The sequence below is a fragment of the Gimesia algae genome, from assembly GCF_007746795.1.
GTDB lineage: Bacteria > Planctomycetota > Planctomycetia > Planctomycetales > Planctomycetaceae > Gimesia > Gimesia algae.
In genome coordinates this window covers 329,437-343,549 of record NZ_CP036343.1, presented here as the reverse complement: position 1 = coordinate 343,549, position 14,113 = coordinate 329,437, and the positions used below count along the sequence as shown (strand labels likewise).

The following is a 14,113-nucleotide window of genomic DNA, read 5'->3' as shown; positions in this document are numbered from 1 at the left end:
CCAGAGCCTATTCGGTCGGCGGTTCCCAATCTCCCCAGTGTTCAAGGTAGTGCTGATACGCCTTGTTGGAGTTTGCTTCCTGCTCCAGATACCGATAGGCCTCCGTGACGATCTCCTGCTCAGCATCAATACTGAGGAATCCTGCCAGGACCCGGGAACGGAGAAATACGAAATAGGTATCCAGAACATCACAACGGCAGTAGTCGTTGATTTCATCCACTTTGCCGGAATCATACATCGACTGCACCTGCGAACCATCAATGCCGGTTTTGCCTGGCTTGCCGATCAGATTGGCCAACAGGTTCAGCCCTCCCGTTATCCGGCCGGCACCGAAATTGGAAAACAGATCCATCAGATCGAGGTGAGCGCCGGTATTATAGCGGTTGCGTGATTGATCAAAACTGCGGGCGTTCACATTGAACCATTCCGGCAGTGAAATTCCATAGCGATATGCTGCCAGTTCCAGAACCGGCAAATCATAACCACGACCATTAAAAGTGACTAAGGTTGGCTGACCATAGTGCACCCAGCCCTGCCAGAATTTCTTTGTGATGATTTGCGGGCGAAATTCGGGTGGATCGAGTACTGTCAGATCCTGCAGCCGATAGTCTTCAGACAACTTAGCCACCGCCACAGAGACCGGCAGCATAAAAGTAGCCGGAATGAAGTCGCTGCCGGTGGCCTCAACCTGTTCGGCCTGATAGCGGGCCAGGGCTTCCGCAGGGGACAATTCCTCCCCCGGATAACGAACACGGGAAATCAGATCGCCATCGGCGATCGCTTCCACATCAAATACAAGATACGCTACGGGGGGCTGGGACACGTTCTGACTCGCATTTTACGGGTGAAGTGATGATAATAACAGCATAAAACATGTTCACTGACGAACAGGATTCGGAGCCAGACTGTTCGGGATATCCGCTCCCGACAAATGGCCCCTTCCATTCGGTTCTGCTGACCAGTATAAACAATAAGAAGCGTTTCGAGTAGTTTGGTCTTTTGTTGCAAAGGCAGACAGGGTTTATGACCGACCATGAAGAGCATCTGATGGTTCAGGAAGACAATGAAGCACAACGTGATCTGGAAGCACAGGCCATCCGTGGGCTGTCCAATGCTTACCTGCTGATGCGCGATGAAATTGGGAAAGTCATCATCGGTCAGTCGGAAGTTGTGGATGAAATCCTCATCTCACTGTTCAGCCGAGGCCACTGCCTGCTGGTCGGTGTACCGGGACTGGCCAAAACACTGCTGGTCAGCACGATTGCCAAAATCCTGCACCTTTCATTTCGTCGCATCCAGTTTACCCCGGACCTGATGCCTTCCGATATCACAGGAACCGACGTTCTGCAGGACGATCCGGAAACCGGGCATCGTTCCTTCCAGTTTATGCAGGGACCACTCTTCACGAACGTCCTGCTGGCAGATGAAATTAACCGAACGCCTCCCAAAACTCAGGCTGCGCTACTGGAAGCCATGCAGGAACGTCATGTGACTGTCGGCTCAAATACCTATCGTCTGCCGGAACCCTTTTTTGTACTGGCAACGCAAAATCCGATCGAACAGGAAGGTACCTATCCACTGCCGGAAGCGCAGCTGGACCGCTTTATGTTTAATGTGGTTGTGAATTATCCGACTGCTGCCGAAGAACTCATGATCCTCAAACAGACGACCGGCAATCAAAAACCGGAGTTGGAAGCCGCATTAACGGGGCGTCAGATTCTGGCGCTGCAGGAAGTCGTCCGCAAAGTTCCTGTCGCCGAGCATGTATTTGTCTATGCCCGGGATCTGGTACGGGCCACGCGTCCGGGAGAAGCGACGGCCCCCAAGTTCATTAAAGAATATTTGTCATGGGGCGCCGGCCCACGTGCTGGACAGTTTCTGATATTGGGAGCCAAAGCCCGAGCCATTCTGGAAGGGCGTTTTCATGTCTCGACCGAGGATATCAAATCCGTTGCCCATGCAGTCCTCAGGCATCGCATTGTCACCACCTTTCAGGCAGACAGTAAAGGGCTTGCTCCCGACGATATTATTGACATGCTGATTGAACATGTTCCCAACCAGCTTAAAACTCAGGCGAAAGCAGCCGCAAAAGGTTAACGGTTTTTCCCAAAGGGACTACCGACTTTGAAATACTGACCGGTCATGTCGATACCAGCTTCACAACGGATTTTTCTGGATAACAATTCCACAACACGTCCCCTGGATGACGTGGTGGACTTGCTTGCAGAACAGTATCGAACACACTATGCCAATCCCGGCAGCGCTCATGCAGAGGGGCGCCAGGCGCGCAGAGTACTGGAAGATGCCCGCGAACAACTGGCCGCACTCCTGGGTGCGCATCCCCAGGAAGTCATTTTTACCAGCGGTGGTACGGAATCGATCAATCTGGCCATTCAGGGATTTTTGTCTGGATCTCCCGGAGAGATTGTCTTACCAGCGGGTGAGCATCCCGCTACGGTCAACACCATCCGTCGCCTGGCACCGCGGGGACTGAAACAGATTCCACTTCCTTTGGACGACGAGGGCAGAATTGAGACTAAAGCACTCGCTGAACTAAACTGGGAACACGTGCAGTTGGCCACCTCTATCCTGGCTCATAACGAGACCGGGGTAATTCAGGATATTGCCCCGCTGGCGGAAAGCTGTCAGAAACATAATATTCCCCTGCATCTGGATTGCGTGCAGGCCATCGGGAAGATTCCGTTTCATTTTCATGACTCAGGCGCGACTGCCGTCAGCCTGGCAGCTCATAAATTTCATGGTCCGCGAGGCGTAGGTGCCCTGATCGTTAAAGCAGACGCACGCCTGCTGCCTCAAATTGCAGGCGGACATCAGGAGCGGGGCAAACGGGCAGGAACCGAACCGGTGGCATTGGCAGCGGGCATGGCAAAAGCGCTGGCAGCAGCTGTGCAGGATCAGGAAGCACGAGCAAGCCAGACTGCAGCGCTCAGAGATCGTCTGCAGGTGGGACTGCAGGAACTCTGCTCGCCAACAGTTGTCAATGGCAGTCAACAGCATCGGCTTCCCAATACCCTCAACATCTCTTTTCCCGGCCTGGATGGAGAAGCCCTGCTGATCTCACTCGATCTGGCAGGCATCTCCTGCTCTCTGGGCAGCGCCTGTGCCAGCGGTTCACGAGACCCGGCTCCCGTGCTGCTGGCGATGGGCTGCGAGGAACGCGTCTATCGCTCTGCAGTTCGATTAAGCCTTTCGTTCCTCAATACAAACGAGGAGATCGAAGCAGCCATCATGCGAATCAGCAAAGTGGTCAACCAACTGCGGTCCTGACCTGATACAGAGTCTTGTCTATTTTGTCAGGCTTTTTTGTTCCGCTCTCTGATCCAGAGACCGCGTTGGTTTCATCAGCGACGTTATTCCAGGCCGGGCAGTTATTACTCTCCCGGATCATCAAAAATAGTAAACTGTGGCATCGGCAGATCTGACTGCTCAAGAGCCTTGAGCTGCGTTTCGATCAACTCGATGCGACTGGCGATCAGTTCGCGACGATGCGACCACTTTTGTTCCCAGTCATGGAACATGGTTGCATTATTCTCTGAAGCGACTGTTGAGGCGTGACGGGTCGTTTGGATTTTTACAAGTGATCGTCCTAATCTTGAGTGGGCTTCCTTAACCTGATGACTAGTGTGTTGGGGACACAAAGGCATGCGATGCTGCTCCCTAAGGTATGCGATTCGTGAATATGGTCTTCTTAGGATGAATACATCTTGAAAGTGAATCTGTTCAGCGCAGGTGCAATATGATCTGTGATATTTATTCCATCAACTGTTGCGACATCATTTGTCTGCTTATTCAACCACCTGCTGTGGCATGTTCGCTTTTGGCAAGATATGAAAGATAGATCGTCGCTGCCGATCAGTGATCTTGAGCAATAAGCATTGACTTTTCACATGAAAAGAATGAGACTCCGGGAAGACCAAGTTCATTTGATACGATCGGCATTCATCAGAACAATTATCATTAACCCGCATAATCAACAACTCTGCAATAGCAGTTACAGAATGCACCTGTTGGTTTCCTGCCAGCAAACTTAATTACAGACTACGATTTGCTGTTTAATTATTGAATTATTCCAGGCATGCTCTGATTCTGCCTGAGTTGATCCAGCTCATTCAAACTTCTTTGAGATGTAACAACTTAGCCGGTGGAATCACAGTCTGACTGCAGGAATCCCGTTGCCAGACAACGGATAATGTAACTCTGTTTGAAATTGTCTGCAGAGTCCCGAAGGGATCGTATCGTTTCTCCTGATGATTGTGCACCCTGCAGTTTTCAATCCTTAACGCCCGACCAACGGCATCCGAAACCGGTACTTCAATTCTGTGAGTGACCATTATTAAAACAGAAGTTCCAGGAGCGGAAATCCCAGATCACCGATCGGTCAACTTCTAGAGCGCATCACATTAAAACCATAGCGTCTCACAATCTATTCTACTCGGTCCAAATGGCCCTGGAGACGCGACAGTAAAACTGGACACAGTCTAACTGCAAGTTGAATGTCAGCGTGATTCATTTCGTCCGGCAACAAATCTGTTCGACAGCTCCCAGCGATGGATTACTCATCCTGGATTTCAACCAGTCTGACGCAGGTATTGAAACGGGGCACAAGCTAAGTGCTGTGAGAGTAAGAGGGATTTACCTCATGGCAAACTTTAGCAGTTAAGAAGTCATTACCCGTTCCGCAACACGGGCAGAGTCCGGTTAGGCAAACAGCAACAATCTTGCAGCCAGCCTTAATATAAATATTCCTTTGTATGATACGATCACCACTTTCCTCTCTCACGCTAATAGAGTTACAGCCGAACTTTTGATGAAGGAACGGATAATAGTTACAACTCATCCCTTCCTGCGTGCGATACCAGAGGGATCGGTTTATTTTCAAAAAAACACCAAAGACTCTCAGATTACCTAAAGTAACATTCCGATAGAATATGAGCATGAATGCGCAATTTCCCTCTGTTCATTCTTTGCGTCGTCTGAATCTGGAATGGTTTTGTTATGGAAAGATAAGCCACATCAGTTCGAGGAATCCTGTCAGAATGTATCGATTTGTTTCACATTTATAGGATTTGACAGGATCAGAAACTAATGTCTTCGGGTGGTTTCAGCATCACTCGAAACCTAAATCATATAAGTAGCTAATACCCATTAATCCCTTGGGGAGCTTAATTTACAAGTGAGAAAGGCTGTTTGCCATGACGCGAATTAATACTAACGTTGCCTCGTTGCGAGGTCTGCGTAGTTTAAACAAATCTACGAATCTTCTGGATACCTCGCTGACACGACTGTCAACCGGTTTGAAAATCAACTCCGGTAAAGACAATCCATCAGGTCTGATCGCCAGTGAAACTCTGCGATCTCAGGTATCTGCTATTGAACAATCAATCAAAAACAGTAACCGTGCCAGTAACGTAATTGCGACTGCTGACTCGGCTCTGGGCGAAGTGACTAACCTGTTGAATCAGGTTCGTGGTCTGGTCCAGGAAGGTCTGAACGAAGGTGCTTTGTCTCAAGACGAAATCTCAGCTAATCAGCTGCAGATCGACACTGCTTTATCAGCGATCAACCGAATTTCCGCCAATACATCATTCGCTGGTGACAAACTGATTGACGGAAGCAAAGCATTCCGTACACAGTCTTCTGCAGTCGATTCAGCAAAACTCTCCGACTTCCAGGTCAACGAAGCCGTATTTGGTAGCAGCAGTTCGATTACACTCGACGCTACTATCGTCACTGCAGCTACTCAGGCCAGTCTGGATTACAGTGCTGTTGACGGTGGACTGGCAGCTGCGACCACCATCGAAGTGGGTGGTTCCAGTGGTTCTCAGGTGCTCTTCCTTGGTGCATCCAGCACGCTGGACAACGTCAAGGATGCTGTGAATGGCGTGACCGATATTACAGGTGTGACAGCGACCAAAACCAATAAGGTTGCCAGCAACCTGACAGTCGACAGTGCTGCCGTCAACTCCGATTTGACTTTTACCGACGCTCGCTCATCGGACAGTATCTTGGGTGATACAAACCAAAATATTAACATTTCGTTTGTCGACCCTAGTGGGGCCAGTCAAGCTTTAGGCGTGACTGTCACGAATAATGCCACGGACATTAACATTGTCGTCAGTCTGGCAACGAACGCTGGTAGTGCCATTACCTCGACTGCAGCCGACATCAAAACGTTGCTGGATGCTAACGCAGATGCCAACGCGTACGTCTCAACAGCCGTGGAAGGTGCTGGTGCCGGTGTGGTCGACGCTGCAGCTTCTGCTGCCTTAGCCGGTGGTACGGACGCTTACCTGACCTTCAGTGCCAATAACTATGGTGCTGATGAATTCGTGGACGTCAACGTGCTGTCTGGAACATTTGACACAGTCGATAATATTACCGACGGGAATTCTCTGAAACGAGACATTGGTTCGGACATTGTTGCACGAATCAACGGTCAGGTTGCCCAGGGTTCCGGTCTGTCAGCGAACCTGCGGTCGCAACAGTTGGATGCATCGTTCTCCTTCACTGCTGCCGCGAACACTGTTGACAATACTGCCAGCATCACCATCACTGGTGGTGGTTCACTGTTCCAGATTGGACAGGACGTGTCAGCCGCTGGTCAGGTTGGTATCGGAATTGAAGCGGTCAACACAGCCCGTCTGGGCGGTGTCTCCGGTAAGCTGTTCGAACTGGGTTCCGGTGGTGGAAAGAGTCTGTTGGACGTCGGTCCTTCAGTACCCGGCTCTGACCTGGTGAACATCATCGAAGAAGCGGTCAACCGTGTTTCCACCCTTCGCGGTCGTCTGGGTGCGATTCAGAAGAACGTGATCGAAACCAACGTCTCCTCTCTGGGTGTTGCTCTGGAAAACATTTCTGAAGCACGTAGCCAGATTGTGGATACCGACTTCGCTGTCGAAACCGCAAATCTGACGAAAGCTCAGATTTTGAACCAGGCTGGTATTTCGGTTCTCTCGATTGCCAACCAGAACCCACAACAGGTATTGAGTCTCTTGAGATAATCCTCAAAGGCCTCATTCATCGAATGAGAAATACTGAATTAACAAAAACACTATCCATCCAATGATGGGTAGTGTTTTTTTATTTATATCTTCATTCCCACCCAGCTTACCAACCATTCTGAGGTGAAGGACCGAGATTACGATTGATTTTCTGCAGACCAGAGAAACTGCTTATCTAGCCCCCCACCGCAGCCGATACAAACAGAATAACCGGAAAAGTCTGCCGAGCGTTCTGCCTCAGGCAGTTTCGCTCAGTACTATTTGAATTTTTTTCAATCACAAAAGTGATTCAAAGAAGATCTCATGCCATCACCTCAGGAACTATTGGCAACTGCGGTTCAACAGCATCAGGCGGGCAATCTCCCTCTGGCAGAAGAACTGTATCGCGAAGTTTTGCAACACGATCCCGGACAGATTGATGCCTTGCATTTACTGGGTGTGGTCTATCTGCATCTGAAACAATATCACAAAGCCATCGATTTCATGACACGGGCGATCTGCCGGAACGACGGGATCGCTTCGTTCTTTTCCAATCGCGGTGCCGCCTGTAAAGGCTTAGGAAAATTTCAAGACGCGATTACCAACTATGAACGTGCCATCGAGCTGGATTCTCAGAACCCGACTTTCATCTACAATCTGGCAATCACACTCGCCAGTTCTGGAAAAAAGCAGGCAGCCATCGATGAATACCGTAAAGCCCTTCAACTCAAACCCGATTACATCGACGCGTTAATCAATCTCGGAAACCTCTTACAGGAAGAAGATGAGCTAGAAGAAGCGATTTCGATTTTCCGAAATGTCGTGAAATTGGTACCGCAGGTACATACGGCTCATTTCAATCTGGCGAATGCGCTCGCGAAATCAGACGCCCCGGAAGCTGCCGAAAAGTCCTATCAACGGGCACTGCAGTTTGCTCCTGATGATATTGGTACTCTGAAAAATTACGCTGTCTTTCTGACATCACAGCAGAAATACGAAGCAGCAATCACGGTGCTCCAAAAAGCGATCGTGTTACATCCAGGTAGTTGGGAAATCAAAAACAACCTGGGCATCGTTTATTCCGCGCAGAAAGAATTTGAATCCGCCATCAAATGTTTTCAGGATGCGTTAAAGCAGGCACCAGATAATTATGAAATTTTATTTCACCTGGGTAAGGCATTCGAAAAGTCAAAAGAAATTTCCCAGGCAATGCTCGCGTATCGAGAAGTTCTGGAAAAACACCGAAATCATCCTGGTGCTGCTTTTCACCTGGGGTCTCTGATGGCATCGCTCGGCGACCTGGACAATGCCTATGAAATCTTCCAAAGTCTCTACCAGAGCGACCAGACGAACACTGCTTCCCTGTATGGAATGGGTTCCGTCAGATTACGGCAAAAAAAAATCGGTTCTGCTGTTGGCTATTTTGAATTACTGGTTGAGCTGGAACCGGATCATCTTCAGTCACGATTAAAACTGATCGACCTCTATTCATCACAATTGCGAATGGAGGATGCTGAAGAGCAGACAAAGCAAGCGCTCAATGATCATCCTGATAACGCCACTCTCTGGAGCTTTCGCGGATTCTTCAGCAATCAAAAAAAGCAAACCCGTAAAGCACTCAAATATTTCCAGCGTGCGTTGAAACTCGATGATTCCAGTCCCTCCATTTACAATAATCTGGCGTCTCTCTACCAAGGCATGGGTCAGTTCGAAGAAGCAAAAGAGGCATTGGAGAAAGCTTTCCAATTGCGCCCCCTGCCGGAATATCGACTTGCGATCGCCAGCTTGCTGCCTCCCATACCTGCTTCCCAGGAAGCGATTGAGGATGTGCGTATATCCTTTATGGAAAAAATTGAAGAGATGCACGCCGACGAGATTCAGATCGACGCTTCAATCAAATTAACTCCCGGTACGTTTTATCTCGCTTACCAGGGATATAACGATCGGCCGATTATCGAACGTATGGCGGAGTTGCATCAACTAAAGAACACACTCAGTTGGAATCAACAAAACCCAACAGTAGAACGAGATGGTCGCATCCGAATCGGCTTTATCTCCAACCTGTTCTATGCACATACAATCGGGACCCTGATGAAAGGAATCATCAAGAATTTTGATCGTGAAAAATATCATGTCATCACCATCTCACCATTAAAACATAATGACAACGTTGCCCAGGAAATTCGTGCCAACTCAGACGAATATGTCTTTCTAGGGATTGACCTCCTGCAGGCCAATCAACGATTACAAAGCCTGGAACTGGATATTCTGTTTTATGCCGATATCGGCATGGACCCCCTTATCTTCTCGCTGGCCACCACGCGACATGCCCCTATCCAATGTGTGACCTGGGGACACCCGATTACAACCGGTTTAAAAACCATCGACTACTTTATCTCCAGCAAACTGATCGAGCCGGAAGATGCCGAAGAACATTATTCAGAGCAACTGGTACAATTGGATGCGCTTCCTTCGTACTACTATCGCCCTACGCTGCCTGAAAAGATTAAAGCACGGGCTGCGTTCGGGCTTTCCGATGACGAACACGTTTATGCCTGCCCTCAGACGCTGTTTAAAATTCATCCCGAATTTGATCAGATTCTGGCGGGAATTCTGCGAAAGGACCCGCAGGCACGGATTGTCATGATTCGTGACAAAAACTCCAAATGGAAAAATCTGCTGGTTGAACGTTTCAATAACACATTCCCGGACGTGGTGGATCGGATTCACTGGTTACGCGGGATGGCAACATCTGACTTTTTGAATCTGATTTATATTTCTGATGTACTGCTTGACCCTCTCCACTTTGGAGGCGGAAATACATCCTATCAGTCGATGGCAATCGGAACCCCGGTTGTCACGCTGCCGGCAAAATACATGCGCGGGCGGGGCATGCTCGCGATTTATAAGAAGATGGGGCTTCAGGATTGCGTCGTTTCTACGATTGATGAGTATATCGAACTGGCCTGTCGCATCGGTGCTGATGAAGCATTCCGCGATCAGCTTCGCCTGAAAATCCTCTCCAAAAGTCATCTGGTTTTTGAAGACATCAATACGGTTCGGGAAATGGAATCTTTTTTCGAATCAGCATTAAAACACAGCGATACCCAGCAGCCTGACAAACAATCATCTCTCAGTCTGAATAGCTCGGACATCAACAAGGAACCCAGCATGGATGCTTCATTAAATCAGACAGGAAACGCTGACTACATCAAAATCCTGAATTCTGCCATGCAGAATTACACCTGTCCCGCCTGTGGTTATCATATCGCAGTCCAGTTTTACGATGGGGGATTACTGCCATTGACCACATTGGCGTGGCCTCAAAGCTGTGAAGAAGCTCAGGCAATGGAACGACTGCCACATGATTTTATGCGATGCGTGGACTGTGGCCACATCTCAAATGCTGCCTTTGATTATGCCAAGGTCCCTTATTCTGATAAACCCAACCTGATGTTTAACAAAGGTGCAATCTGGTCCGAACACCTGCAGAATGTCTGTGACCTGATTGCCGTCAGACTCCCGGAAAATCCAATCGTTGTGGAAATTGGTTGCGGCGAAGGACATTTACTGCGTTCCCTGGCAAAAAAAATACCCTGGGGAAAATTCATTGGCTTTGATCCCAACGCAGAGATCGAAACCGAAGATGGCTTGATCGAAGCCCGTGCCATGCTGTTTGAACCAGGCCTGCATCTGGCTGAGTTGAAGCCGGATCTCATTATCAGCCGCCATGTTTTCGAACACCTGATGAACCCGTTGGGATTTGCTCAGGAAGTCGCATTTGCTGCCAATGTAGCTGATTGTGAAACCAGTCTGTTTATTGAAGTCCCCTGTATAGATGGCGTACTGGCCGCCGGTCGTACTGTGGATTTCTTCTACGAACACAACTCACATTTCACAACACTCTCATTGGAACGCTTACTGAAACGCTGTGCCACCAGTGTTGACCTGATTGAAACCAGTTATAACGACGAAGTCATCTACGGGATGGCCAGCTTCCAACCCCAGAGTCATCAGGTGGAACTGGCGCGGCAGGCGATCGCATTTCAGGAAAAAGCTCTGCAGTCAGCAACACAACTCGCGTTTCAGTTTGACGAACTCGCAGAGACCGGCAAGCGAACTGCCATCTGGGGAGGCACGGGGAAAGCGGCTGCCTTCATCAATCAGCACAAACTGGACAAAGAGCGGTTCCCGACAGTGATTGATTCCGACATGAACAAAGTCGGCACGTTCGTCCCGGGAACCGGCCAGGAAATCTACTTCCGTGATAAGCTCATCGCAGAACCAGTGGATATCATTCTGATTGCCACGCAATGGCGGGCCGCAGATATCGTACTGGAAATTCAACGTAATCAAATCCCCTTTGAAACGCTACTGATTGAATACCAGGGAAAACTTATTGATTATTTTCAGGATCAGCATCCCTACCGCAGTACACAGGCAGAAACGAAAGTTCCGCGTCCGCAATTCCTCACGCAGAAAACTCGTCAGCGTGAAGCAAACGAACTGGATCTCAAATAGAAATTCATAAATCCTGCCAGGCGTTCTCCTCTGTCAAATTTTCTAAGCTTCATCTCATACAGGAAGTATTATGATCATTTTCAATTTCGGCATTCCCAACTCAGGTACAGACTGGTCACAAGCCGTCTTTCAGAAAATCTGGCAGCATCAAAGCCTTGAGTTTCGAGTTGAGAAGGCAAATTCTGTTGAAGAACTCAACCAGCTCATCGGCACCATGGATGTGAATGAGCGGTTAATCCTGCAGTTCGATTTCCTGACGGAAGAAGCGGTTTCAGCTGCCCAGGATGATGCCATACGCCCCTTTTATCACTATCGAGATCCGCGGGACGTCGTTTGTGCAGAAATGGAATTCCAGGACATGTCGTTTGCAGATGCCGTCGATCAGACGGTCGCTGCATACCAGGAAATTCATCATGCACTCTGCCTGCCCGGCATCATGGTCATCCCTTACGAGCATCTATTGAAAAATGCAGAAGGACTGATCTTTCAGATGGCAACCAAGCTGGGAGTCCTGCTGAAACTGGATGACGTTGAGGCGATTGCACAGGAAATGAATGTCCTACTGATGGCTCCTGCAGCTGTCTCCGACACTGCAGTCACTTCAGCAGCATTACGAATCGATGGTGAACACACCGTAGACACTGAACCAATTCAACCATTAATGATTGGAAAATGGCGCAACCGACTTTCTCAATCAGAACAGGCTATGGTCACCCGGTTTTTCAAACCGCTCGTGACCCAGTTCGGCTACGGTGAATAATTTTCTCTTTCAGCAAAATTAACCAGGGATGGAAACCGATGCTGCCCCTCAATCAATTATGCACTCTGAACTGTCCCCAGGACGGTTTTGAACTTTCAGACGCACTCAAACAACAATATGCAGAAGAAGGTGCGATCCTGGTAAAGGGACTGTTCTCACCTGATGAGTTTCTTTCCATCCGCAAAGATATGTCAGGCCGACTCTCTCTCCTGGAACGACACTTCGGCGCCAGCACTTCACAAGACGCGAATGAAATCGTACAGATCAGCGATCGCCTGCGTGAACTGGAACGGAACCATCCTGGTGCGCAGAGTGTTTTATATGATTCCATGAATGCTGCGCCTGCTTTACACTCAATGGGAGCACATCCCAAATTACTGGCGATCCTCGAAGCACTGCTCTCTCCGGAACTCTCAATCCATGATCGTTACATTATTCTCATGAGTATGCCCCACGCGGAATGGCATCTCGCTTCATGGCATCAGGACTGGTATTACAACGAAGGTCCCTATTCTACGATCACCCTGTATGCACCGCTGCAGAAAACGGATCGGAATAACGGGAGTCTGACGCTCGCGCTGGGAGAACACCAGAAAGCCCCGGTCGCCCATGATGAACATAACCATGGCATCAACACAAAATGGCATTCTTTGCCTCCCGCGGTAGTTCAGCAATATGAACGTGTTGTACCAACGGAACTGGAAGTCGGCGACGTATTGCTGTTTCACAGCCTGACTCCACATACTCCCTGTAAGAATCAATCAGATCATGTCCGGTTTGTGTTAAATCTGCGGTATCGAGACCTGAGAGATCCGCAGTTTTTGAGAGATGGCTGGCGGATCAGAGATATCACCCATGCCAGACAGGCGATGCAGCGAACCGCATCTTAATCAGGCTACATCCTGTCAGATCCCCTTCACACTTCATTATAAAAGCGCAACTGAAATGGCAGAAAAAAAAGGGCTGTTAAAAGGGAACGTCGGCGAGTCACAAAACCAGTCTGACAGTGACCTTAATGCGTTGAATGCTGTCGAAGCATACTGGGAATCGAGTGTCGGCACGAATCTGAACAAACTCGATGCGTTTACCAAGTACGTCTCCCGGCAATCCATTACTAAACTGCTGGCCCGCTATGAAATTTTTAAACAGCAGCTGGAAGTCAACGGATCTGTTGTTGAACTGGGTGTACACCGTGGTGCCAGCCTGATGGCATGGGCACAATTCAGCGCGATTCTGGAACCGGTCAATTATCTCCGCAAAATTATCGGCTTTGATACATTTGAAGGCTTTCCCTCATTGAGTGAGAAAGACACAACGGGTACCAGCGAACATCTGGAAGTCGGTGGCTTTAAATCAGAAGAAAATGCCATGGAAGACCTGGAGAAAGCGATTCAGGTTTATAATTCCTCACGTTACCTGAATCATATTTCTAAGGTCGAACTGGTGAAAGGAGACATCAGCGTTTCACTGCCAGAGTACCTGGAAAAGAATCAGCACCTGGTAGTTTCACTGCTGCATCTGGATGCAGACCTGTACGAGCCAACCAAAGTCGCGCTGGAACTGCTGATTCCCCGGATGCCCAAAGGGGCAATTATCGCCTTTGATGAACTCAATATGGATTTATTTCCCGGAGAAACACTGGCCGCCATGGAAACTCTAGGGCTGCCAAACCTGCGTTTGAAGAGATTTCCGTTTGCTACTTCTCTTTCCTACGCAGTGATCGAATAAACCACAACATACATATTCACTACAACCGATAGAGTCCAGGTCAAAGTCAGAACAGCAGCGCTGTAATCAAGCACTCTACTCAAGCAGTAAGCTTTGACTAACC

The 14,113-nt window shown here is 48.9% G+C and carries 9 protein-coding genes; 7 read left to right on the top strand and 2 right to left on the bottom strand.

From position 1 onward, the window contains the following. Positions 1-7 precede the first annotated feature (7 nt). On the bottom strand, positions 8-823 hold the full coding sequence (locus Pan161_RS01285; protein WP_232103582.1) for a 3'-5' exonuclease: 816 nt from the start codon (positions 821-823) through the stop codon (positions 8-10). Positions 824-1,023: 200 nt separating this feature from the next. Here Pan161_RS01285 and Pan161_RS01280 point away from each other — a divergent pair, with 200 nt between their 5' ends. Together Pan161_RS01280 and Pan161_RS01275 are read left to right on the top strand one after the other, a co-directional pair. Next, the gene (locus Pan161_RS01280; RefSeq protein WP_145223806.1) at positions 1,024-2,097 is read left to right on the top strand and encodes an AAA family ATPase; all 1,074 of its coding nucleotides are present in this window, start codon (positions 1,024-1,026) and stop codon (positions 2,095-2,097) included. Between the two features lie 45 nt (positions 2,098-2,142). Then, positions 2,143-3,288: a cysteine desulfurase family protein gene (locus tag Pan161_RS01275; RefSeq protein ID WP_145223805.1), complete on the top strand. Its 1,146-nt coding sequence runs from the start codon at positions 2,143-2,145 to the stop codon at positions 3,286-3,288. 104 nt (positions 3,289-3,392) lie between these two features. Here Pan161_RS01275 and Pan161_RS30365 read toward each other — a convergent pair whose 3' ends face one another. Next, the gene (locus tag Pan161_RS30365; protein ID WP_197995634.1) at positions 3,393-3,539 is read right to left on the bottom strand and encodes a hypothetical protein; all 147 of its coding nucleotides are present in this window, start codon (positions 3,537-3,539) and stop codon (positions 3,393-3,395) included. 1,674 nt (positions 3,540-5,213) lie between these two features. Here Pan161_RS30365 and Pan161_RS01270 point away from each other — a divergent pair. The 5 genes from Pan161_RS01270 to Pan161_RS01250 all read left to right on the top strand — a co-directional run bounded on the left by Pan161_RS01270 (position 5,214) and on the right by Pan161_RS01250 (position 14,010). After that, positions 5,214-7,022, top strand: a complete 1,809-nt coding sequence (locus Pan161_RS01270; RefSeq protein WP_145223804.1) for a flagellin N-terminal helical domain-containing protein — start codon at positions 5,214-5,216, stop codon at positions 7,020-7,022. Positions 7,023-7,325: 303 nt separating this feature from the next. Next, on the top strand, positions 7,326-11,522 hold the full coding sequence (locus Pan161_RS01265) for a tetratricopeptide repeat protein (RefSeq protein WP_145223803.1): 4,197 nt from the start codon (positions 7,326-7,328) through the stop codon (positions 11,520-11,522). Between the two features lie 70 nt (positions 11,523-11,592). After that, the gene (locus Pan161_RS01260) at positions 11,593-12,282 is read left to right on the top strand and encodes a hypothetical protein (RefSeq protein ID WP_145223802.1); all 690 of its coding nucleotides are present in this window, start codon (positions 11,593-11,595) and stop codon (positions 12,280-12,282) included. A 38-nt stretch (positions 12,283-12,320) separates the two neighbouring features. Then, positions 12,321-13,172, top strand: a complete 852-nt coding sequence (locus Pan161_RS01255) for a phytanoyl-CoA dioxygenase family protein (protein WP_145223801.1) — start codon at positions 12,321-12,323, stop codon at positions 13,170-13,172. 55 nt (positions 13,173-13,227) lie between these two features. After that, positions 13,228-14,010, top strand: coding sequence for a class I SAM-dependent methyltransferase (locus tag Pan161_RS01250; protein WP_145223800.1), 783 nt, complete (start codon positions 13,228-13,230; stop codon positions 14,008-14,010). Positions 14,011-14,113 lie beyond the last annotated feature (103 nt).